This is a genomic window from Streptomyces viridiviolaceus (assembly GCF_014650995.1).
GTDB classification, from domain to species: Bacteria; Actinomycetota; Actinomycetes; order Streptomycetales; family Streptomycetaceae; genus Streptomyces; species Streptomyces viridiviolaceus.
Window position 1 is genome coordinate 17,349 of record NZ_BMWA01000006.1, and the last position, 22,396, is coordinate 39,744.

Genomic DNA, 22,396 nt, shown 5'->3' on the forward strand with positions numbered 1-22,396 from the left:
TCGAGTGTTCCGTGTCCGGCAGGCGGACCTCGCGCGCGAAAGGCACCGCGTGCCGGATACGGTGGGAACACCATGAGCGCTTCGCAGACCTCTGACGTTCCCACTCTTCTCGTCAAGATCTTCGGCAAGGACCGGCCGGGCATCACGGCCGGCCTGTTCGACACCCTCGCCGCCTTCTCCGTCGACGTGGTCGACATCGAGCAGGTCGTCACCCGTGGCCGGATCGTGCTGTGCGCGCTCGTGACCGAGCCACCCCGGGGGCTGGAGGGAGATCTGCGGGCGACCGTCCACAGCTGGGCGGAGTCGATGAAGATGCAGGCGGAGATCATCTCCGGTATCGGCGACAACCGGCCGCGCGGTCTCGGCCGCTCTCTCGTCACCGTGCTCGGGCACCCGCTCACCGCGGAGGCGACGGCCGCCATAGCGGCCCGGATCACCGAGACCGGCAGCAACATCGACCGCATCTTCCGGCTCGCCAAGTACCCGGTGACGGCCGTCGAGTTCGCGGTGTCCGGTGTGGAGACCGAGCCGCTGCGCACCGCCCTGGCGACCGAGGCCGCCGCGCTCGGCGTGGACGTCGCCGTCGTCTCGGCGGGGCTGCACCGGCGAGCGCAGCGCCTGGTCGTCATGGACGTGGACTCCACGCTCATCCAGGACGAGGTGATCGAGCTCTTCGCCGCGCACGCCGGCTGCGAGGACAAGGTCGCCGAGGTGACCGCGGCCGCGATGCGCGGGGAGCTGGATTTCGAGCAGTCGCTGCACGCGCGCGTGGCGCTGCTGGAGGGGCTGGACGCCTCGGTGGTGGAGAAGGTGCGCAGCGAGGTACGGCTGACGCCGGGTGCCCGCACCCTGATCCGTACGCTGAAGCGGCTCGGCTACCAGGTGGGTGTCGTCTCCGGCGGGTTCACCCAGGTCACCGACGACCTCAAGGAGCGGCTCGGGCTGGACTTCGCCCAGGCCAACACGCTGGAGATAGTCGATGGCCGGCTGACCGGCCGGGTCACCGGGGAGATCGTGGACCGGGCGGGCAAGGCACGGCTGCTGCGCCGGTTCGCCGCCGAGGCCGGGGTGCCGCTGTCGCAGACCGTGGCGATCGGGGACGGCGCCAATGATCTGGACATGCTGAACGCGGCGGGGCTCGGGGTCGCCTTCAACGCCAAGCCGGTGGTGCGCGAGGCGGCGCACACCGCGGTGAACGTGCCGTTCCTCGACACGGTGCTGTATCTGCTGGGCATCACCCGCGAGGAGGTCGAGGCGGCGGACACGCTGGACCAGCGGCCCGGCCAGGAGCTCGACCTGCACTGACCCCGTCTGCGTACGGCGCGGGCCCGGCACCGCCTGGGTGCCGGGCCCTGTCACGTGGGCGGGATCAGTCGGTCGGCACCCAGAAGTCGTCCAACGAGGCGACGCCGGGTTCGACGTCCTTCCAGGTGCCGGTGAAGGACAGGACGGCGAAGGCGGCGGCCGGGAAGCCGCGGCGGGCCATCAGCTCGCGGGCGTCGTCCTGAGCCGAGCCGGCCAGGATGTCGGCGAGCCCCTGGATGCCCGGGTTGTGGCCGATCACCAGGACGTTCCGCGGATCGTCGGGGGTCTCGTTGAGCACGGCGATCAGTTCGCCGGGCGACGCCTCGTAGATCCGCTCCTCATAGACGGTTTTCGGCCGCTGCGGGAACTCCTGAACGGCGAGCTTCCAGGTCTCGCGGGTCCGGATCGCGGTAGAGCACAGGGCCAGGTCGAAGGGGATGCCGGTGTCCGCCAGCCGGCGTCCGGCCTCCGCGGCCTCCATGCGGCCCCGGTCGGCGAGCGGTCGCTCGTGGTCGGACACCTGTGGCCAGTCGGCTTTCGCATGCCGGAAGAGGACAATCCTGCGGGGTTCTGCGACGCTCATGCAACCCAGCTTCGCATGAAACAGGCCATGGGGCGCAGGTAGTTGACATGCGGGTCCGGCTAGCCCACGGTCAGCTCACGCACCCGCTCCAGGAGGTGGGTGATCGTGGGGTCGCCCGCGGCCGCCTGGGCGTCCGAGGGGTCGAGCATCAGCAGCAGCAGCGTGACGAAGGCGAGCACGGGGAGGGCGAGGGCCCACCAGGGCAGCCGGATCTCGACGCCGCCCGGGGTCGCCGGGTGGGGCCGGGTGTGCGTAGGGGCCGACATGTGTGCCTCCGCTGGTCTTCGAGTCCCTGGTCCGTGCTCCGCGGTCCGCCGGTCGCGGTCACATCTCGAAGCTACGGAATCCGGGGGCCCCGACCCATCCGGAGGTCCACCCACTTGACCCTGACCCTCACCCCCTAGGGGACGGGGGGATATCCCCACCATCGGCCCGCCGGGCCGATGGCGCGGTCACGGCGCGGCGATGGTGGCGATGATGCCGATGATCACGAAGATCGCGAGGAAGCCGCCGAAGACGAGCAGCATCTTCTTCTGGCCTTGCTGGGGGTTCGGGTCCAGGACTGGCATACGGCAAGTCTCGCATCCCCCGCGCGGGGCGGGGTCAGCGGGCCGCCTCCTCTTCCACGGTGCGGTTGCGCCCGGCCAGGACGCCGACCACCATCTGCGGCACCATCAGGGCGCTCATCAGCGCGATCGGCAGGCCCCAGCCGCCGCTGTGCTGGTAGAGCACGCCGACCAGGAGCGGGCCGGGGATGGAGATCAGATAGCCGGTGCTCTGCGCGAAGGCCGACAGCTGGGCGACGCCCGCGCCGGTCCTGGCCCGCATCCCCACCATGGTGAGGGCGAGCGGGAAGGCGCAGTTGGAGACGCCGAGCAGCAGGGCCCAGGCCCAGGCACCGCCGGCCGGGGCGAAGTACAGACCGGCGTACCCGGCGAGTCCGCACACGCCGAGGACCAGCACGATCGGGCCCTGGTTGGGCAGCCGGGTGGCCACGCGCGGGATGACGAAGGCCAGCGGCACGCCCATCACCATGGTGACGGCCAGCAGCAGTCCGGCGGTGCCGGCGGCCACGCCCGCGTCCCGGAAGATCTGCGCCATCCAGCCCATGGTGATGTAGGCGGCGGTGGCCTGCAGGCCGAAGAAGACGGCGAGCGCCCAGGCCGTACGGCTGCGGGTGATCCGCAGCACGGGCTGCTCGGCCGGCCGGTCCGTGCCCGTGGACGCGTCCTCGGCGGAGGCTGTGGCGGGGGCGTCCGCCGCGGACGAGGCCCCCCGGTCCCGGACGAACGGGATCCACGGCAGGACGGCCGCGGCCCCCAGCGCCGCCCACACGGCGAGGCCGGGCTGCCAGTGCCCGCCCAGCGCGTTCGTCACCGGCACGGTCGCCGCGGCGGCGATCGAGGTGCCGAAGGCGAGGGCCATCGAGTACACGCCGGTCATGGAGCCGACCCGGTCGGGGAACCAGCGCTTGACGATGACCGGCATCAGGACGTTGCTGACCGCGATGCCCATGAGCGCCAGGGCGGTGGCGGCCAGGAAGCCCGCCGTGCCACCGGCGAACGGACGTATCAGCAGGCCCGCCGTGATGGCGACCATGCCCGCGCACACCACCGCGCCGGGTCCGAAGCGGCGGGCGAGCCGGGGGGCGGTGACGCCGAAGACGGCGAAGCAGAGGGGAGGCACCGAGGTGAGCAGTCCGGCGACGCTGCCGCTCATGCCGAGCCCGTCGCGGACCTCCTCCAGGAGCGCGCCGAGGCTGGTGATGGCGGGCCGGAGGTTGAGGGCGGCCAGGACGATGCCGAGGACGAGCAGGCGCGTCGTCCATGCCGTCCACGCGCGCGTGGACGGCTGCCCCGACTGCGCGGGCACGGGTTCCCGGGCGTCGCGCGCGGCCGAATTGCTGACGGTCGTGGACCTGAGCGTCCGGGTTTCCTCACTAGCCATGAGACCCATCATAGAATCATGGGATGATTGGTTGTCCATTCTGCGGTTGTCCGCCGCCGCAGCCCGTGTGCGAAGGTGAGCCATGCCCCTGAGCCATCCCCGCCGCTCGGCACTGTCCGAGCAGGTCATCGCGTCACTGCGGCAGCAGATCGCCTCGGGCGAGTGGCCGGTCGGCTCCCGCATCCCGACGGAGCCCGAGCTCGTCGAGCAGCTCGGTGTCGCCCGGAACACGGTCCGCGAGGCGGTCCGCGCGCTGGCCCACAACGGCCTGCTGGACATCCGTCAGGGCTCCGGGACCTATGTCGTGGCGACCAGCGAGCTGGCGGGCGTGATGCACCGCCGCTTCGCCGACGCCGAGCCGCGGCACATCGCCGAGCTGCGCTCCACGCTGGAGTCGGCCGCCGCCCGCCTGGCCGCCGAGCGGCGCACGGAGAAGGACCTCAAGCAGCTCGACGCGCTGCTGGTGCGCCGCGAGGAGGCGTGGGAGTCGGGCGACACGGAGGCGTTCGTGACGGCGGACGCGACGTTCCACCTGGCCGTCGTGGCCGCCTCGCACAACGACGTGATGACCGCGATGTACGCGGACCTGGGCGAGGTGATGCGGGACTGGCTGCGGGAGGACGTCGGCGAGGAGCTGACGCCGGAGACGCACATGGACCACACCCGGCTGGTCGACGCTATCCGCGCGGGCGACGCCGAGACGGCCCACGAGGAGGCGGCGGGCTATCCGTTCCTGTGCCGTCCCGGCCGGTTCAGCTCACCCGCCGATGGCTGATCCACGCCGACCGGACCTCCTTCCAGCAGCGTCCGGTCAGCCGCACGGTCTCGGCGGGCCCGGCCTCCACCGGGGCGCCGTCGCTGTCGAGGTCCCACCAGTGGGCGCACTCGACGTGCAGGCTCACCCGGTCGGTCCCCGGGTACGGGTTGTGGCAGTACGCGGTCACGCGGGATCCGTCGACCCGGATGCGGCACGCGGCGCCGAACGGCTCCGGCGACGGCGTGTCCCCGGCCGGCACGCGCGCGTCGGACATCGCCTCGTACGGCAGGAGCAGCACGCACACGACGGCGACGGTCGCTGAGGCCAGGCTGCGGAAGAAGCGCACAAGGGGACCTCCTCGGCCGTGCTGGGGAGGGAAGCGCGTGGTGAACCCGCTACTCAAAGGGTGCGCGGCCGGGGTCGCCGCCGCGCGGCCGGCTGGGCCGAACGGGTGACATGCCGAGGGCCCGCGTCCCGGAGGAACGCGGGCCCCGGCGAGGCGCTCGGTCAGGCGCCGATGGCGTGCAGCCCGCCGTCGACGTGGATGATCTCGCCCGTGGTCTTCGGGAACCAGTCGCTCAGCAGCGCGACGACGCCGCGGCCGGCCGGCTCGGGGTCCTTGAGGTCCCACTCCAGCGGGGAACGGCTGTCCCACACGGAGGCCAGTTCGCCGAAGCCCGGGATGGACTTGGCGGCCATCGAGCCGATGGGACCCGCGGAGATGAGGTTGCAGCGGATGTTCTGCTTGCCCAGGTCGCGTGCCATGTACCGGTTGGTGGCCTCCAGGGCCGCCTTGGCCGGGCCCATCCAGTCGTACTGCGGCCAGGCGAACTGCGCGTCGAAGGTGAGGCCGACGACCGAGCCGCCGTTCTGCATCAGCGGCAGGCAGGCCATGGTCAGCGACTTCAGGGAGAACGCCGAGACGTGCATGGCCGTGGAGACCGACTCGAACGGCGTGTTCAGGAAGTTGCCGCCGAGCGCGTCCTGCGGCGCGAAGCCGATGGAGTGCACGACGCCGTCGAGACCGCCGAGCTCCTCGCCGACGATGTCCGCGAGACGTCCGAGGTGCTCGTCGTTGGTGACGTCGAGCTCGATGACCTTGGTGGGCTTGGGCAGCTTCTTGGCGATGCGCTCGGTCAGCGTGGGCCGCGGGAAGGCGGTGAGGATGATCTCGGCGCCCTGCTCCTGGGCCAGCTTGGCGGTGTGGAAGGCGATGGAGGACTCCATCAGCACACCGGTGATCAGGACGCGCTTGCCCTCGAGGATTCCGCTCATGGTGATCAGTGACCCATTCCCAGTCCGCCGTCAACGGGGATGACGGCTCCAGTGATGTACGAGGCGTCGTCCGAGGCGAGGAACCGCACCGCGGCGGCGATCTCCTCCGGCTGCGCGTACCGGGCGAGCGGCACCTGCGACACGATGTTCGACCGCTGCTCCTCGGTGAGCGCCTTGGTCATGTCCGTGTCGACGAAGCCGGGCGCGACGACGTTGAAGGTGATGTTGCGCGAGCCCAGCTCGCGGGCGAGGGAACGCGCGAAGCCGACCAGGGCGGCCTTGGAGGCGGCGTAGTTCGCCTGCCCCGCGGAGCCGAGCAGGCCGACCACCGACGAGATCAGGACGACACGGCCCTTCTTGGCGCGCAGCATGCCCCGGTTGGCGCGCTTGACGACGCGGAAGGTGCCGGTGAGGTTGGTGTCGACGACCGAGGTGAAGTCCTCCTCGGACATGCGCATCAGGAGCTGGTCCTTGGTCACGCCGGCGTTGGCGATCAGGACCTCGACCGGGCCGTGCTCGGCCTCGATCTCCTTGTAGGCCTGCTCCACCTGCTCGGTGTCGGTGATGTCGCACTTGACGGCGAGGAAGCCGGCCGGCGGCTCCCCCGAGCGGTACGTGATCGCGACCTTGTCGCCGGCATCGGCGAAAGCGCGGGCGATGGCGAGGCCGATGCCCCGGTTGCCTCCGGTGACGAGAACCGAGCGGCTCAACGGATCACCCTTTCCCTAGCGGTCCGAACGCCCGCCCCAGCACCTGGACGACAGGCGGCGATGACGGGCGGCTTCCTCGAAAACCTATCGGTCCCCGCCCGTCCGCGGACAATCGGGCACCCACAGTGGCTTACGGGACTGACTGTCGGGTCCCTACAGAAAGTGGCGGACGTCGGTCGCAAACCTGTGGTCCGCGGGCGGGGCGGCGCGACATGATCGGGGAAGCCTCCGGCCGCAGCAACCTCCGGTCACGTCGACAGAAAGAGACACAGGTGCCTCATAGCATCGACGAAGCCTTCACGGCCCTTCCCCTACGCGCCCTCGCCGACGCCGCTCTCGCACGCGCGCGTGCGCTCGGTGCCGAGCACGCGGACTTCCGGCTGGAGCGGGTGCGCAGTGCCTCCTGGCGGCTCAGGGACGCCAAGCCCGCCGGGTCCTCGGACACCACCGACCTCGGCTACGCGGTGCGCGTGGTGCACGGCGGTACGTGGGGCTTCGCGTCGGGCGTGGACCTGACGATGGACGCCGCCGCCAAGGTCGCCTCACAGGCGGTGGCGATGGCGAAGCTGTCCGCACAGGTGATCCGGGCCGCCGGGTCGGACGAGCGGGTGGAGCTGGCCGGCGAGCCCGTGCACGCCGACCGCACGTGGATCTCGTCGTACGAGATCGATCCGTTCACCGTGCCCGGCGAGGAGAAGGCCGGACTGCTGGCGGAGTGGAGCGCGCGGCTGCTGGCCGCCGACGGGGTCGACCACGTCGACGCCTCGCTGCTGACGGTGCACGAGAACAAGTTCTACGCCGACACCGCGGGGACCGTGACCACCCAGCAGCGGGTGCGGCTGCACCCGGTGCTCACCGCGGTGTCGGTGGACGGCTCCAGCGGCGAGTTCGACTCCATGCGCACGCTCGCGCCGCCCGCCGGACGCGGCTGGGAGTACCTGACCGGCACCGGCTGGGACTGGGACGCGGAGCTGGCCGAGATCCCGGAGCTGCTGGCCGAGAAGATGCGGGCGCCGAGCGTCGAGCCGGGGCTGTACGACCTGGTCGTCGACCCGTCCAACCTGTGGCTGACCATCCACGAGTCCATCGGGCACGCCACCGAGCTGGACCGCGCCCTCGGCTACGAGGCGGCCTACGCCGGCACCTCCTTCGCCACCTTCGACCAGCTCGGCAAGCTGCGCTACGGCTCGGAGCTGATGAACGTCACCGGCGACCGCACCGCCGAGCACGGCCTGGCCACCGTCGGCTACGACGACGAGGGCGTCGAGGCCCAGTCCTGGGACCTGGTGAAGGACGGCACGCTGGTCGGCTACCAGCTCGACCGGCGCATCGCGAGGCTCACCGGGTTCGAGCGGTCCAACGGGTGCGCCTACGCCGACTCCCCCGCCCATGTGCCCGTGCAGCGCATGGCCAACGTGTCGCTGCGGCCGGACCCCGGCGGGCTGTCCACGGAGGACCTGATCGGGGGCGTGGACCGGGGCGTCTACGTCGTCGGGGACCGGTCGTGGTCCATCGACATGCAGCGCTACAACTTCCAGTTCACCGGACAGCGGTTCTTCCGGATCGAGAACGGGCGGCTCACCGGGCAGCTGCGGGACGTGGCCTACCAGGCCACCACCACCGACTTCTGGGGGTCCATGGCGGCCGTCGGCGGCCCGCAGACGTACGTCCTGGGCGGGGCCTTCAACTGCGGCAAGGCCCAGCCGGGACAGGTCGCGGCCGTGTCGCACGGCTGCCCGTCCGCCCTCTTCAAGGGAGTCAACATCCTGAACACGACCCAGGAGGCCGGTCGATGAGCGCGTCCACGAACAAGCCGCACGAGATCGTCGAGCGGGCCCTGGAGCTGTCCCGGGCGGACGGCTGCGTCGTGATCGCCGACGAGCACTCCACCGCCAACCTTCGCTGGGCGGGCAACGCGCTCACCACCAACGGGGTCACGCGCGGGCGCACGCTCACGATCGTGGCCACCGTCGACGGCCGGGAGGGCACGGCGTCCGGGGTGGTGTCGCGCTCGGCGGTGACCATGGAGGAGCTGGAGCCCCTGGTACGCGCCGCCGAGGCCGCCGCGCGCGGCGCCGGGCCCGCCGAGGACGCGCAGCCGCTGGTCACCGGGGTGCCGGTGTCGCCCGACTTCACCGACGCGCCCGCCGAGACCTCGTCGGCCGTGTTCGCCGACTTCGCGCCGGCCCTCGGCGAGGCGTTCGCACGCGCGCGTGCGGGCGGCCGTGAACTGTACGGCTTCGCCAACCACGAGCTGGTGTCGACCTACCTCGGTACGTCGACCGGGCTGCGGCTGCGCCACGACCAGCCCACCGGGACGCTGGAGCTGAACGCCAAGTCGCCGGACCGCACCAGGTCGGCCTGGGCGGGCCGGTCCACCCGGGACTTCAAGGACGTCGACCCCGCGGCGCTGGACGCGGAGCTGGCCGTACGGCTGGGCTGGGCCGAGCGGCGTGTGGAGCTGCCCGCGGGCCGGTACGAGACGCTTCTGCCGCCGACGGCGGTCGCGGACCTGCTGATCTACCAGCTGTGGTCGGCCTCGGGACGGGACGCGGCCGAGGGGCGCACGGTGTTCTCCAAGCCGGGCGGCGGCACGCGCGTCGGCGAGCGGCTCGGCGAGCTGCCGCTGACGCTGCGCAGCGACCCGCACGAGCCGGGCCTGGAGACCCCGCCCTTCGTGGTCGCGCACTCCTCCGGCGGCGACCTGTCGGTGTTCGACAACGGGCTGCCGGTGGCGGCCACCGACTGGATCCGCGAGGGGAAGCTGGCCCATCTGACGACCACCCGGCACAGCGCCGCGCTGACCGGCCTGCCGGTGGCGCCGGCGATCGGCAACCTGGTCCTGGACGGCGGCACCGACCGCTCCCTGGAGGAGATGGTCGCCGGCACCGAGCGGGGGCTGCTGCTGACCTGCCTGTGGTACATCCGCGAGGTCGACCCGGCGACGCTGCTGCTCACCGGCCTCACCCGGGACGGCGTCTACCTGGTCGAGAACGGCGAGGTGACCGGCGAGGTGAACAACTTCCGGTTCAACGAGTCGCCGGTGGACCTGCTGGGCCGCGCCACGGAGGCCGGGCGGACGGAGAAGACGCTGCCGAGGGAGTGGAGCGACTGGTTCACCAGGGCGGCGATGCCCGCGCTGCGCGTCCCAGATTTCAATATGAGCTCTGTCAGCCAGGGCGTATAACCTCGTAGGCGTCGCAGTCGGCCGTCACCCGGCCGGCCGAGGATCATCGAGCACCATCACCTAGGAGACACGAGAACCGTGACGGACATCGTCGACGAGCTGAAGTGGCGTGGGCTGTTCGCCCAGTCCACTGACGAGGACGCTTTGCGCAAGGCGCTCGCGGACGGTCCCGTCACGTTCTATTGCGGCTTCGACCCGACCGCGCCGTCCCTGCACGTGGGCCATCTGGTGCAGGTGCTCACCGTGCGCCGGCTCCAGATGGCCGGTCACCGGCCGCTGGCGCTGGTCGGCGGGGCCACGGGCCAGATCGGCGACCCGCGCCCGACCGCGGAGCGCACGCTGAACTCGCCGGAGACCGTCGCGGGCTGGGTCGAGCGGCTGCGCGGCCAGATCGAGCCGTTCCTGTCCTTCGAGGGCGACAACGCGGCCGTGATGGTCAACAACCTCGACTGGACGCAGAACCTCTCCGCGATCGAGTTCCTGCGGGACATCGGCAAGCACTTCCGCGTCAACAAGATGCTGACGAAGGACTCCGTCGCCCGGCGCCTGGAGTCCTCCGAGGGCATCAGCTACACGGAGTTCAGCTACCAGCTGCTGCAGGCGATGGACTTCCTGCAGCTGTACCGGCGCTACGGCTGCACGATGCAGCAGGGCGGCAGCGACCAGTGGGGCAACCTCACGGCCGGTCTGGACCTGCTGCACCGGCTGGAGCCGGACGCCACGGTCCACGCCTACGCGACGCCTCTGATGACGAAGGCGGACGGCACCAAGTTCGGGAAGACCGAGGGCGGCGCCGTCTGGCTCGACCCGGAGATGACCACGCCGTACGCGTTCTACCAGTTCTGGCTGAACGTGGACGACCGGGACATCTCGACGTACATGCGCATCCTGTCCTTCAGGTCCCGCGAGGAGCTGGAGGAGCTGGAGAAGCAGACGGAGGAGCGTCCGCAGGCTCGGGCGGCGCAGCGCGCACTGGCCGAGGAGCTGACGACGCTGGTGCACGGCGCCGACCAGACGGCCGCCGTGATCGCCGCGTCCAAGGCGCTGTTCGGCCAGGGCGACCTGGCGGAGCTGGACGACAGGACGCTGGCCGCGGCCCTGTCGGAGGTGCCGCACATCCAGGCCGCCGAGCTCAGCCCGGTCGTCGACCTGTTCGCCGAGGTCGGCCTGGTCGCCAGCAAGTCCGCCGCGCGCCGCACGGTCAAGGAGGGCGGCGCCTACGTGAACAACGTCAAGGTCGCCGGCGAGGACGCCGTCCCCGCCAAGGAGGACCTGCTGCACGGACGCTGGCTGGTGCTGCGCCGCGGCAAGAAGAACCTGGCCGCCGTGGAGGTCACCGGCGCCTGAGCGCGCGTACGAGGGGGCGGTTCGCGACATCGGGTGGTGCCGCGAACCGCCCCCTCGCCATGGGTCCCGTCAGATCCGCTGCCGTCGCCTGCCCCGTACCGCCATGTAGGCCGCATCGCCGAGCGCCACGATGATGATCGCGGCGACGAGCTGGAAGAGGTGCCGCATCCAGTCGACGCCCGGCGTCGCCTCGACGCCGACCGCCCGGGCGATCGCGTTGCCGACGATGGCACCGAGGATGCCGAAGATGGTGGTCAGCCACAGGGGGCTGTGCTGCTTGCCCGGAATGACCGCCTTGGCGATCAGACCCAGCACGAATCCCACGATGATCGCCCACAACCAGCCCATGGATGCCTCCTCGTACGGCCCTACGTGAGCATTACCGCCAGTCTCCGGCGCTACCACGTCCGGCGCATCCCGGATACGGCCATGCGGGTGACGTCCCTACGGGGTACGGCGCACGCCGTCCGGGCCGGCGAGGGGCGCCCCGGTCTCGTGGGCGTCGCAGGTGCGGCGTAACGTGGATGCTGTCCGGGACCGGTGTCCCCGAGCGGCCGCGGACGGAAGCGGGGCGGGGAGAGTCCGATGCGGGCGGATGGTGGAACGTGATGCGGAAGCGGAGTGCCGGCGGCAGCGCCCAGGTGTTCCGGATCACCGGAGCCCGGGCGGGCCTGCAGGAGGACGTGCGCGGGCGGCAGCGCCGCTACGTCATCTCGATGTCGGTCCGTACGGTGGCGGTGATCCTCGCGGCCTGCCTGTGGAACGTGGAGCAGCACGTCGCGATCGTGGCCCTGGTGCTCGGGGCGGTCCTGCCCTACATCGCGGTGGTGATCGCCAACGCCGGGCGGGAGAACGCGCCGTCGCTGCCGTCGACGTTCGTCACGGCACCGACACCGCCGATGATCACGGCGTCGCGCTCGAACGACGGCTCCGCGGAATCCGTCCCGGAAGACGCCGTGGGCGATCCGGCGCCGGGTGCACGCGGCGAGCCGCACGACCGGTCGCGACCGGAAGGGGCCGGCCGGGAGGCGGACGTCAACTCTGCGTAAGGCTCAAGAAAAGCTCAGATCAATCATGTTGTTCCGGTGCCGGGCGGCGGGTGACCCGTGACATACTTCGTACGCGCTCCGCATCCCCCGTCGGAGCGACGGACCGACGCCGGGCAGCTCCCCCCGTGGCTGCTCGGCGTCGCCTTTTTCCGTGAGTTGTGAGACGAACCTGTGAGTGACGAGACGACCCCGATCTGCTCCGCCAAGGGCTGCCGGACCGCCGCAGTGTGGGTGCTGGCCTGGAACAATCCGAAGATCCACACGCCGGAGCGACGCAAGACGTGGCTCGCGTGCGAGGAGCACCGGGAGCACCTGTCCCAGTTCCTCGGGGTGCGGGGCTTCCTGAAGGACGTCGTGAAGTTCGAGGACTGGCGGGCGGCCGAGGGCGCCGCCCAGGACCGGCCCTAACCGCCGATCGCCGACATCGGCCGGTCGGGCTGGACGAACGACGGGTCGTCGAGTCCGGCGCCGGCCTTCTTGCCCCACATGGCCAGGCGCCAGATGCGGGCGATCTCCTCGTCGGGGGCGCCGGAGCGCAGGGCTGCGCGCAGGTCGGTCTCCTCCTGGGCGAACAGGCAGGTGCGCACCTGGCCGTCGGCGGTCAGGCGGGTGCGGTCGCAGGCGGCGCAGAACGGGCGGGTGACGGAGGCGATGACGCCGACGCGGTGCGGGCCGCCGTCGACGATCCAGCGCTCGGCCGGGGCGGAGCCGCGTGCCTCGGACCCCTCCGGGGTCAGCTCGAAGCGGGTGCGCAGCGAGGTGAGGATGTCACCCGCGGTGACCATGCCGTCGCGCTTCCAGCCGTGCTGGGCGTCGAGCGGCATCTGCTCGATGAAGCGCAGCTCGTAGTCGTGCTCGACGGCCCAGGCCAGCAGGTCCGGGGCCTCGTCGTCGTTGAGCCCCGGCATCAGGACGGAGTTGACCTTCACCGGGGTGAGACCGGCCTCCCGGGCGGCTTCCAGCCCTTCCAGCACGTCCTTGTGGCGGTCCCGGCGGGTGAGGGTCTTGAAGACGTCCGGGCGGAGGGTGTCCAGCGAGACGTTCACCCGGTCCAGGCCCGCGGCCTTCAGGGCCCCTGCCGTGCGCTTCAGGCCGATGCCGTTGGTGGTCAGGGACGTCTGGGGGCGCGGGTCGAGGGCGGCGACGCGCTCCACGATGCCGACCAGCCCGGGGCGCAGCAGGGGCTCGCCGCCGGTGAAGCGGACCTCCGTGACGCCCAGGGAGGTGACCGCGATGTCGATGAGGCGGACGATCTCGTCGTCCGTCAGCAGGTCGGGCTTGGCCAGCCACTGCAGGCCCTCCTCGGGCATGCAGTAGGTACAGCGCAGGTTGCACCGGTCGGTCAGCGAGACCCTCAGGTCGGTGGCCACTCGGCCGTAGGTGTCGATGAGCACGTGGCCCCCTCCCTCGACGCGGATCGGTGGAGCACTCATCTCCTCCGACATCTGCGAGCCTACGTGACGCCGCCGACATCGACAGCGGCCCGATCCCACGACGTGGGGCGCGGCCGCGTCGTAGGGATCTACGAGCGGCCGCGTCCGACGGTGGCTCAGTGCGCTCCGGTGCCGGTCAGGGACCGCACCTCCAGCTCCGCGTACTTGGCCTTGTCGGGCTCCTCCTTGGACAGGACCGTGCCGAGCCAGCCCATGAGGAAGCCGAACGGGATGGAGATGATGCCCGGGTTCTTCAGCGGGAACCAGGCGAAGTCGACGTCGGGGAACATCGCCTTGGGGTCGCCGGAGACGACGGGCGAGAAGAGCACGAGGCCGACGGCGACGATCAGACCGCCGTAGATCGACCACAGGGCGCCCTGGGTGGTGAACCGCTTCCAGAACAGGCTGTACAGGATGGTCGGCAGGTTGGCGGAGGCCGCGACCGCGAAGGCCAGGGCGACCAGGCCGGCCACGTTCAGGTCGCGGGCGAGGGCGCCGAGCGCGATGGAGACGATGCCGATGAAGACGGTCGCCCAGCGGGCCGCCTTCATCTCCTCCTTCTCGGTGGCCTGGCCCTTGCGGATGACGTTGGCGTAGATGTCGTGCGCGAAGGAGGACGACGAGGCGAGGGTGAGGCCGGCGACCACGGCGAGGATCGTGGCGAAGGCCACGGCGGAGATGGTGGCGAGCAGGATCGCGCCCCAGGCCGAGTCGACGCCGCCGACGTGCAGGGCGAGCAGGGGCGCCGCCGTGTTGCCGGACGGGTTGGACTCGATGATCTCCTTCTGCGAGATGAGCGCCGCCGCGCCGAAGCCGAGCGCGATGGTCATCAGGTAGAAGGCGCCGATGATGCCGATCGCCCAGTTCACGGACTTACGGGCGGCCTTGGCGTTGGGCACCGTGTAGAAGCGGATCAGGATGTGCGGCAGGCCGGCGGTGCCGAGCACCAGGGCGATGCCCAGGGAGATGAAGTCCAGCTTGGAGGTGCCGGTCGCGCCGTACTGCAGGCCCGGCTCCAGGAAGGCGGCGCCCTTGCCGCTGTTCTCGGCGGCGGTGCCGAGCAGGTCGGAGATGTTGAAGTCGAACTTCAGCAGGACCAGGAAGGTGATCAGGAGGGTGCCGCCGATGAGCAGCACGGCCTTGACCATCTGGACCCAGGTGGTGCCCTTCATGCCGCCGATGGAGACGTACACGATCATCAGGATGCCGACGAGGGCGACGATCAGGATCTTGCCGGCGTCGGAGGTGATGCCGAGCAGCAGCGACACGAGGACGCCCGCGCCCGCCATCTGGGCGAGCAGGTAGAAGATCGAGACGACGATGGTGGAGGTGCCGGCGGCGGTGCGCACGGGGCGCTGGCGCATGCGGTAGGCGAGGACGTCGCCCATCGTGTAGCGGCCTGAGTTCCTCAGCGGCTCGGCGACCAGGAGCAGGGCGACCAGCCAGGCGACCAGGAAGCCGATGGAGTACAGGAAGCCGTCGTAGCCGAAGATGGCGATCGCGCCCGCGATGCCGAGGAAGGACGCGGCGGACATGTAGTCGCCGGAGACGGCGAGTCCGTTCTGGAAGGCGCTGAACTGGCGGCCGCCCGCGTAGAAGTCCGCGGCGTCCTTCGTCTGGCGGCCCGCCCAGACGGTGATGACGAGCGTGGCGACGACGAAGACCGCGAAGAGCGTGATAATGAGCGGCCGGTGCTCACTTGCCTCGTTGGCCGCGAGATCGGCGGCGAGGACACTGTGCTGAGCGGGGATCATGCGCCGCCCTCCATCCGGGACTTGATGGCCTCCGCCTTGGGGTCGAGCTTCGCGGCGGCGTGCCGCGAGTACCACCAGGCGATGAGGAACGTGGTGACGAACTGGGCGATGCCGAAGACGAAGGCGACGTTGATGTTGCCGAACAGTTCGGTGCCCATGAAGCCGCCCGCGTAGTTCGAGAGCAGCACGTACAGCAGGTACCAGAGGACGAACGCGATCGTCAGCGGGAAGGCGAAGGAGCGGAAGGAGCGGCGCAGTTCACCGAACTCCGCGCTCTGCTGCACCTCGGAGAACTCCTCCGGGGAGGGGAGTCGGCGTTGCTCTTTCGAGGGGGGCGGTGCGTCGGTGGCCACGGAGTCTCCTCGTACGACGGACATGACGGCTTGGACCTCACGGTGACGGGAACTGATCGTGCTCGTGCTCCCTGCCCAACGACACGGCGGCCCACGGGCACCGGTTCAACGCGTTCGACACTTTCCGAACTCACCTGTGGGAAGTCATTGCTGGCCAGCGACTGCGGGAGATAGCTTCACCCTGCACCACTGAGTCATGTACCTGCCCGAGCACCACCTGTGCCTCGGGCCGGTTTCGTTTACGGGTGATGTGGAGACCCCATGGTTCATCTGCGTTCCAGACGACGGCTCGCTCTCGCCGTGCCGGTCGTGCTGTCCCTGACCGCCTCGCTCGGCTTCCTGCCGGCGAGCGCGTCGGCCGCCGAGCGCGCGGAAGCCACCGTGCAGGACACGGAGGCGCCGAAGCTCGCGTATGTCGTCAACACGAATGCGGACCACCGGACGATCGCGTCGGTGAAGAAGGCGATCGCCGCGGCCGACGGCAGCGTGGTGGCCACGTACGAGAAGATCGGCGTGATCGTCGTGCACTCGGCGAACCCCGCTTTCGCCGAGCGGATCCGCACGGTGCGCGGAGTGCAGTCGGCCGGTGCGACCCGCACCGCGCCGCTGACCGCCGCCGGTACGACGGACGAGGGCGCCGCGGAGATCCTGTCCGCCGAAGCGGCCGCACGGACCGCGAAGGCGTCCGAGGCCGCGGGGGCCGGCGAGCCCCTCGAGGCGGACCAGTGGGACCTGCGCGCGATCGGCGCCGACAAGGCCGCGGAGATCAACCCGGGCAGCGACAAGGTCACCGTCGCCGTGATCGACACCGGTGTCGACGACACGCACCCGGACCTCGCCCCCAACTTCTCCGCGTCGCAGTCCGCGAACTGCGTCGGCGGCAAGGCGGACACCAGCGAGGGCGCCTGGCGGCCGTACACCGCCGAGGACTACCACGGCACGCACGTGGCCGGTGAGATCGCCGCCGCCCGCAACGGCATCGGCGTCGCCGGAGTGGCCCCGGGCGTGAAGGTCGCCGGTATCAAGGTGAGCGACCCGGACAACGGCCTGTTCTACCCCGAGAGCGTCGTCTGCGCCTTCGTGTTCGCCGCCGACCACGGCGTGGAGATCACCAACAACAGCTACTACGTCGACCCGTGGCTGTACAACTGCATGGACGACCCCGACCAGCGGGCCATCGTCGACGCGGTCAACCGGGCCCAGCTGTACGCCCAGAAGAAGGGCACCCTGCACCTCGCCTCGGCGGGCAACTCCAACCACGACCTGGACTCCGACGCGATCGTCGACGACTCCAGCCCCGACGACTCCACGCCGGTCGAGCGCACCATCGACCCGCACGAGTGCTTCGACGTGCCCACCCAGCTGCCGGGCGTCGTCACGGTCAGCGCGACGGGAGTGCAGAACCTCAAGTCCTACTACTCCTCGTACGGCAAGGGCGTCGTGGACGTCGCGGCGCCGGGCGGCGACCGGCTCTACCAGATCCCGGACACGCCGTCGAAGAACGGCCGCATCCTCTCCACCATGCCGAACAACCAGTACGGCTTCCTGCAGGGCACGTCGATGGCCTCGCCGCACGCCGCGGGCGTCGCCGCGCTGCTGAAGTCGAAGTACCCGTACGCCGGGCCGGCCGAGTTGCAGGCGCTGCTGAAGGCCCAGGCGGACAACCCGGGCTGCCCGGCCTCCTACGACCAGGACGGCGACGGCACGCAGGACGCGACGTGCGAGGGCGGCAGCCGGGTCAACGGCTTCTACGGGTTCGGCATCGTCAACGCGTTGCGCGCGGTGAAGTGACCCGGCCGGAACGGCACTTCGGCACCCGCACTTCGGCACTTCGAACGAACTGGAGACCTCGCACATGACAGTGCCCCACCCTCGTCACCGTCGCGCTCTCGCCGTCCCGGTCGGCATGGCCATGGCGACTGCGCTCGCCTTCCTGCCGGGAGTCCAGGCCACCGCGGCCGAGGCCCCGGCGGCCACGGCGGAGGCGACCTCACTGAGCTACGTCGTCAACGTCCAGCCGGGGCACGGACCCTCGGCGCACGTGAAGCGGGCGATAGCCAAGGCCGGCGGCACGATCGTGACGTCGTACGACCGGATCGGCGTGGTCGTCGTCCACTCGTCGAACCCGGACTTCGCCAAGACCGTCCGCACGGTCCCCGGCGTGGACTCGGCCGGCGCCACCCGTACCGCGCCCCTGCCCTCGGCCGCGACGACGGACGTGGGCACACCGAAGGTGCTCAGTGCCCAGGAGGCCGCCGCCGCGGAGGCCGCCGAAGGGCAGGACCCGCTGCAGTCCCTGCAGTGGGACCTGCCCGCCATCAAGGCGGACAAGGCGCACGAGAAGTCGCTGGGCAGCGACGAGGTGACGGTCGCGGTGATCGACACCGGCGTCGACGACACCCACCCGGACATCGCGCCGAACTTCGACCGCGACGCGTCGGTCAACTGCGTCTCGGGCAAGCCGGACACCACCGACGGCGCCTGGCGGCCGAGCGCGGCGGAGAGCCCGCACGGCACCCACGTGGCGGGTGAGATCGCGGCGGCCAAGAACGGCGTCGGCATGACGGGCGTGGCGCCCGGGGTGAAGGTGTCCGGCATCAAGGTGTCCAACCCGGACGGCTTCTTCTACACCGAGGCCGTGGTCTGCGGGTTCATGTGGGCGGCCGAGCACGGCGTCGACGTGACCAACAACAGCTATTACACCGACCCGTGGTACTTCAACTGCAAGAACGACCCCGACCAGAAGGCCCTGGTCGAGGCCGTCTCCCGGGCCTCGCGGTACGCGGAGAAGAAGGGCGCGGTCAACGTCGCCGCGGCCGGCAACGAGAACTACGACCTCGCGGCCGACGAGATCACCGACCCGGTCTCCCCGAACGACTCCACGCCCTCGGACCGGGTGATCGACCCGTCGGAGTGCCTCGACATCCCGACCCAGCTGCCGGGTGTGGTGACCGTCGCGTCGACCGGCGCGAAGGGCCTGAAGTCGTCCTTCTCCAACCACGGTCTGGGCGTCATCGACATCGCCGCGCCCGGCGGTGACTCGACGGCCTACCAGAAGCCGGAACCGCCCGCCACCAGCGGTCTGATCCTGGGCACGCTGCCCGGCGGCAAGTGGGGCTACATGGCCGGTACGTCGATGGCGTCGCCGCACGTCGCGGGCGTCGCCGCGCTGATCAAGTCGACGCACCCGCAGGCCTCGCCGGCCCTGGTGAAGGCCCTGCTGTACGCCGAGGCCGACGCCACGCCGTGCACCAAGCCGTACGACATCAACGGTGACGGCAAGGTCGACGCGGTGTGCGAGGGCTCGAAGAACCGCAACGGCTTCTACGGCTGGGGCATGGCGGACGCGCTGGACGCGGTGACCCGGTAGGGGCGCCATGGCGATGCGGTCCAATACTGCACAGTGCAGTCATGACTGACATCGCGTTCGCCTGGTCCGCGTCGGGCGGTGACCCCGCCCTTCTGCGGCAGGTGACGACCACCGTGCGGGAAGGTGCCCTCCCGGGGCGCCTTCCCGTACGGGAACTCGCCCGGGCCTGCGTCGGCGCGTGTGCGCTGGCCGCCGCCGAGCTGGCGGCGCGGCGGGCCGGGCTCGCGCGGGTGCCCGGGGTGCACGTGGACGACGGGGCCGTCGCCACGGCGTTCACCAGTGAGCGGCACCTGCGGATCGACGGGCGCGAGCCCGTGTCGTTCGCGCCGCTGTCCCGGTTCTGGCGGACGGCCGACGGGTGGGTGCGGACGCACGCGAACTACCCGCATCACCGGGAGCGGCTGCTCGCCGCGCTGGGACTGCCGGAGGAGCCGGCGCTCGTGGAGGCGGCGCTCGCGGAACGGTCCGCCCTGGAGGTCGAGGAGGCGGTGTACGCGGCCGGGGGTCTGGCGGTCGCGCTGCGCACGCCGCGGGAGTGGGCGGCGCACGAGCAGGGTGTGGCGGTGTCCCGTCGGCCACTGGTGGAGCGCGAGCGGCTGGACTCCGCGCGCGGACGCGTGTTCGCGCCGGCGCCCGCGTCGTCGCCGGCCGCGGGTCTGCGCGTCCTGGATCTGACCCGGGTCATCGCGGGGCCGGTCGCCACCCGCACGCTCGCGCTGCTCGGCGCGGACGTGCTGCGGGTGGACCCGCCGGGCCTGCCGGAACTGCCCGACCAGCACGCCGACACGGGGTTCGGGAAGCGGTCGGCGACGCTGGACCTGACGGCCGACCGAAGGACTTTCGAGGAGCTGCTCGCCGCGGCGGACGTCGTTGTCACGGGGTACCGGCCGGGTTCCCTGGACCGGTGGGGGCTGTCCCCCGAGGCGCTGGCCGAGCGCCGGCCCGGGCTGGTCGTGGCGCAGCTGTCGGCGTGGGGCGCGTACGGGCCGTGGGGCGGGCGGCGCGGTTTCGACAGCCTGGTGCAGGTGGCCACCGGGATCGCGGCGCTCGAGGGGTCGGCGCAGCGCCCCGGGGCACTGCCCGCGCAGGCTCTCGACCACGGCACCGGCTACTTGCTCGCCGCGGCCGTACTGCGGGCCCTGACCGAGCAGTCGCAGGAGGGCGGCAGCCGGTGCGTACGTCTGTCCCTCGCCCGAACCGCCACCTGGCTGACGGACGGCACACTGATGCCCGGCGCGAGCGGAGGCGGCGACGCGGACCGCGCGGAGGGCGCATGCGCCACGAGCGGCGTGCAGGGCGCGGACGGCGCGAGCAACGCGGGCGGCGCGGACGGCGCGGAGAGCGCGGACGGCGCGAGCAACGTCGGCGGCGCGGACGGCGCGGAGAGCGCGGACGGCGCGAGCAACGTGGGCGGCGCTTGCGGCGCAGCACGCTCGGGCAGCGCGGGCCCTGCGGGCGGCGCGCAGGACACGAGCAACGCGGGCCGCGCGGGCGGCGCCAGCAGCGCGGACGGCGCCGACCGTGCGGACGACGCTTGCGGCGCAGGCCGTGCGAGCGACACGCAGGACGCGGGCCGCGCGAGCGGCACGGAGAACGCGAGCAACGCGGGCCGCGCGGGCGGCGCCAGCAGCGCGGACGGCGCCGACCGTGCGGACGACGCTTGCGGCGCAGGCCGTGCGAGCGACACGCAGGACGCGGGCCGCGCGAGCGGCACGGAGAACGCGAGCAACGCGGGCCGCGTGGGCGGCGCCAGCAACGCGGGCGGCGCTTGCGGCGCGGGCGGTGGGGAGAGCGTGGGTGCGGTGGTGTGCGGTGTGCCTGGGCGCTGGCTTGCCGAGCGGGGCAGCCGGTTCGGGCGGTTGCGGTACGCGCTGCCGCCGGTTTCCTTCGCCGGCGGCCCGGTCGACTGGGCCCGGCCGCCGGGGCTCTGGGGCGCGGATCCCGCGCGGTGGACGTGAGTCGTTCCGCAGCGCTCCCCCGGTCCTGCCCGCCGTTCCCCGAACCGCACGGGCGGCCGGGAACGTCCTCATGTACGGAATGCCGTACCGCCAGTCGTTTTCCGGAACTTGCTCGCTTCTGGGGGAGCTGGTGAAGATCTCGAGGTGACCTTGACAAGACCCCCGTCCCGGACCACCGACGCCGGGAGCCACGCACGGCCCTCCGGTACCGGCCGGGCCGCGGCCGTCCTGGCGCTGGTGGCGCTGGGCGCGCTGATACCCGTGTTCGGCCCGTCTCCCGCACTGCACGGCACCGGCGAGGCCGCCCCGCCCGGCACCGGCGGCATAGGACTCCTGCGCACGGTGCTGTTCGCCGCGCTGAGCATCCCCGTCGGCGAACTGTTCGTCGACCGGCTGGCCCGGTCCCTGCGGGACGCTCCCGCCGACCGCCCCCGCAGCTGGTCCCCGTACGCGGGCGCCGTCGGGTTCGTCGCGGCGCTGGGCCTCGCGTCAGTCGTGGCGACGGGCAACCTGGTGCCCGGCAGCCCGGCCGACATCGACGTCGGCGGCCTCTACGAGTCCCGTGACGGCAAGCTCGCGCTCCTGGAGGTCAACGCGTTCCTCGCGGCCGCTCTGTGCGCCGCCTCCCGCCGGCCGGCCACCCAGGTCTGGCCGCTGGCCGCCGTCGTCGTCGCGGAGGCCCTGCGCGCTCATCCCCCGACCGAGCACAGCCCGCTGATCGGCTCCGGGCTGACGCTCGTCCATCTGACATGCGCCTCGCTGTGGGTCGGCGGCCTGCTGTACGCGCTGCGGACGCTGGCGCTGTGGCGGGGCGCCGCAGCCGGTCCGGCCCTGCTGGGGCTCTACGCGCGCGTGGCGGCCGTTCTGCTCGCCGCCATCACGGCGACGGGCGTGTGCAGTTCACTGCGCCGGATGCCGCCGGGCACGATCCTGGACCAGCTGACGGACACGGCGTACGGGCGGGTCCTGCTCGCCAAGGTGATCCTGGTGGCGGCCGTCGCCGCCCTCGCCCTGTGGGCCCGGATCCGGCTGAGCCGCGCGGCCGACCCGCTGGCCGCCTGCTCCCCCGCACGTGCGGAGGTCGCCGCCCTGGGCGTGGTGGTCGCGGTCTCGGGGCTGCTGACGGCGCTGCCGCTGCCGATCCGCTGGTAGCGACGCCGCCCACCCACCGGTGGTGACCGCGTCGGCCGAGCCGGGTGCCGAGGGTGCCGAGGGTGCCGCCATCAGCCTCGTCGTGCGTGGGTTCCGTCACACGCCGAGGGACGCCACCGGGGGCACCGTACGCGCCGCACGGACGTTCCGCGACGGCCGCGGGCGGAACCGTCCGCCGCCGGGCGGGACTTGACGCAGGGACCGGTCCGTGGCGCA

At 71.8% G+C, this 22,396-nt stretch carries 22 protein-coding genes; 11 read left to right on the forward strand and 11 right to left on the reverse strand.

Going from position 1 to position 22,396, the window contains the following annotated elements:
• The first annotated feature begins 72 nt into the window (after positions 1-72).
• Positions 73-1,305 carry a phosphoserine phosphatase SerB gene (serB, locus tag IE260_RS09515; protein WP_189870078.1) on the forward strand — a complete coding sequence of 411 codons (1,233 nt, stop codon included), beginning with the start codon at positions 73-75 and terminating at the stop codon, positions 1,303-1,305.
• A gap of 64 nt (positions 1,306-1,369) precedes the next feature.
• On the opposite strand, the gene IE260_RS09520 is transcribed toward serB, so the two are convergent.
• The 4 genes from IE260_RS09520 to IE260_RS09530 all read right to left on the reverse strand — a co-directional run bounded on the left by IE260_RS09520 (position 1,370) and on the right by IE260_RS09530 (position 3,835).
• Positions 1,370-1,888 carry a SixA phosphatase family protein gene (locus IE260_RS09520; protein WP_189870079.1) on the reverse strand — a complete coding sequence of 173 codons (519 nt, stop codon included), beginning with the start codon at positions 1,886-1,888 and terminating at the stop codon, positions 1,370-1,372.
• A 59-nt stretch (positions 1,889-1,947) separates the two neighbouring features.
• Positions 1,948-2,154 carry a hypothetical protein gene (locus IE260_RS09525; protein ID WP_189870080.1) on the reverse strand — a complete coding sequence of 69 codons (207 nt, stop codon included), beginning with the start codon at positions 2,152-2,154 and terminating at the stop codon, positions 1,948-1,950.
• Positions 2,155-2,340: 186 nt separating this feature from the next.
• The gene (locus tag IE260_RS42560) at positions 2,341-2,457 is read right to left on the reverse strand and encodes an SGM_5486 family transporter-associated protein (protein ID WP_268254920.1); all 117 of its coding nucleotides are present in this window, start codon (positions 2,455-2,457) and stop codon (positions 2,341-2,343) included.
• Between the two features lie 34 nt (positions 2,458-2,491).
• Positions 2,492-3,835 carry a CynX/NimT family MFS transporter gene (locus tag IE260_RS09530; protein ID WP_229880586.1) on the reverse strand — a complete coding sequence of 448 codons (1,344 nt, stop codon included), beginning with the start codon at positions 3,833-3,835 and terminating at the stop codon, positions 2,492-2,494.
• A gap of 82 nt (positions 3,836-3,917) precedes the next feature.
• On the opposite strand from IE260_RS09530, the gene IE260_RS09535 reads away from it, so the two are divergent.
• A complete protein-coding gene (locus tag IE260_RS09535; RefSeq protein ID WP_189870082.1) occupies positions 3,918-4,610 on the forward strand; it encodes a FadR/GntR family transcriptional regulator in 693 nt (230 codons plus the stop codon).
• Here the strand turns inward: IE260_RS09535 and IE260_RS09540 are convergent.
• The 3 genes from IE260_RS09540 to fabG form a co-directional block, all read right to left on the reverse strand.
• Positions 4,588-4,938: a hypothetical protein gene (locus tag IE260_RS09540; RefSeq protein WP_189870083.1), complete on the reverse strand. Its 351-nt coding sequence runs from the start codon at positions 4,936-4,938 to the stop codon at positions 4,588-4,590. The two genes, IE260_RS09535 and IE260_RS09540, sit on opposite strands and share 23 nt — an antisense overlap.
• A gap of 161 nt (positions 4,939-5,099) precedes the next feature.
• Positions 5,100-5,867, reverse strand: a complete 768-nt coding sequence (fabI, locus tag IE260_RS09545; RefSeq protein ID WP_189870084.1) for an enoyl-ACP reductase FabI — start codon at positions 5,865-5,867, stop codon at positions 5,100-5,102.
• A 5-nt stretch (positions 5,868-5,872) separates the two neighbouring features.
• Positions 5,873-6,577 carry a 3-oxoacyl-[acyl-carrier-protein] reductase gene (fabG, locus tag IE260_RS09550; RefSeq protein WP_189870085.1) on the reverse strand — a complete coding sequence of 235 codons (705 nt, stop codon included), beginning with the start codon at positions 6,575-6,577 and terminating at the stop codon, positions 5,873-5,875.
• 272 nt (positions 6,578-6,849) lie between these two features.
• Here fabG and IE260_RS09555 point away from each other — a divergent pair, with 272 nt between their 5' ends.
• From IE260_RS09555 to tyrS, 3 genes are all read left to right on the forward strand, one after another.
• Positions 6,850-8,373 (forward strand): TldD/PmbA family protein, encoded by a 1,524-nt coding sequence (locus IE260_RS09555; RefSeq protein ID WP_189870086.1) that lies wholly within the window; start codon positions 6,850-6,852, stop codon positions 8,371-8,373.
• Positions 8,370-9,764: a metallopeptidase TldD-related protein gene (locus IE260_RS09560; protein ID WP_189870087.1), complete on the forward strand. Its 1,395-nt coding sequence runs from the start codon at positions 8,370-8,372 to the stop codon at positions 9,762-9,764. The genes IE260_RS09555 and IE260_RS09560 overlap by 4 nt, the downstream gene beginning before the upstream one ends.
• Positions 9,765-9,842: 78 nt before the next feature.
• Complete coding sequence (tyrS, locus tag IE260_RS09565) at positions 9,843-11,111, forward strand: tyrosine--tRNA ligase (RefSeq protein WP_189870088.1); 1,269 nt, start codon at positions 9,843-9,845, stop codon at positions 11,109-11,111.
• 69 nt (positions 11,112-11,180) lie between these two features.
• Here the strand turns inward: tyrS and IE260_RS09570 are convergent, their stop codons facing one another.
• Positions 11,181-11,459 (reverse strand): GlsB/YeaQ/YmgE family stress response membrane protein, encoded by a 279-nt coding sequence (locus IE260_RS09570; RefSeq protein ID WP_189870089.1) that lies wholly within the window; start codon positions 11,457-11,459, stop codon positions 11,181-11,183.
• Positions 11,460-11,719: 260 nt separating this feature from the next.
• Between IE260_RS09570 and IE260_RS09575 the strand changes: the two genes are divergently transcribed.
• Together IE260_RS09575 and IE260_RS09580 are read left to right on the forward strand one after the other, a co-directional pair.
• Positions 11,720-12,160, forward strand: a complete 441-nt coding sequence (locus IE260_RS09575; RefSeq protein ID WP_229880589.1) for a DUF3099 domain-containing protein — start codon at positions 11,720-11,722, stop codon at positions 12,158-12,160.
• Positions 12,161-12,331: 171 nt separating this feature from the next.
• On the forward strand, positions 12,332-12,568 hold the full coding sequence (locus IE260_RS09580) for a hypothetical protein (RefSeq protein WP_189870091.1): 237 nt from the start codon (positions 12,332-12,334) through the stop codon (positions 12,566-12,568).
• Here the strand turns inward: IE260_RS09580 and moaA are convergent.
• From moaA to IE260_RS09595, 3 genes are all read right to left on the reverse strand, one after another.
• Positions 12,565-13,554, reverse strand: coding sequence for a GTP 3',8-cyclase MoaA (gene moaA, locus IE260_RS09585; RefSeq protein WP_229880623.1), 990 nt, complete (start codon positions 13,552-13,554; stop codon positions 12,565-12,567). The genes IE260_RS09580 and moaA overlap by 4 nt on opposite strands.
• A gap of 155 nt (positions 13,555-13,709) precedes the next feature.
• Entirely contained in the window at positions 13,710-15,347 is a 1,638-nt protein-coding gene (locus IE260_RS09590) for a monocarboxylic acid transporter (RefSeq protein WP_189870093.1), read from the reverse strand.
• Positions 15,344-15,700: a DUF485 domain-containing protein gene (locus tag IE260_RS09595; RefSeq protein ID WP_189870094.1), complete on the reverse strand. Its 357-nt coding sequence runs from the start codon at positions 15,698-15,700 to the stop codon at positions 15,344-15,346. The genes IE260_RS09590 and IE260_RS09595 overlap by 4 nt, the downstream gene beginning before the upstream one ends.
• 261 nt (positions 15,701-15,961) lie before the next feature.
• On the opposite strand from IE260_RS09595, the gene IE260_RS09600 reads away from it, so the two are divergent.
• From IE260_RS09600 to IE260_RS09620, 4 genes are all read left to right on the forward strand, one after another.
• Entirely contained in the window at positions 15,962-17,491 is a 1,530-nt protein-coding gene (locus IE260_RS09600) for a S8 family peptidase (protein ID WP_189870095.1), read from the forward strand.
• A gap of 64 nt (positions 17,492-17,555) precedes the next feature.
• Positions 17,556-19,070: a S8 family peptidase gene (locus IE260_RS09605; protein WP_189870096.1), complete on the forward strand. Its 1,515-nt coding sequence runs from the start codon at positions 17,556-17,558 to the stop codon at positions 19,068-19,070.
• Positions 19,071-19,111: 41 nt separating this feature from the next.
• Positions 19,112-21,028, forward strand: coding sequence for a CoA transferase (locus IE260_RS43360; protein WP_229880592.1), 1,917 nt, complete (start codon positions 19,112-19,114; stop codon positions 21,026-21,028).
• Between the two features lie 144 nt (positions 21,029-21,172).
• The gene (locus IE260_RS09620; protein ID WP_189870097.1) at positions 21,173-22,180 is read left to right on the forward strand and encodes a CopD family protein; all 1,008 of its coding nucleotides are present in this window, start codon (positions 21,173-21,175) and stop codon (positions 22,178-22,180) included.
• The last annotated feature ends 216 nt before the right edge of the window (positions 22,181-22,396 follow it).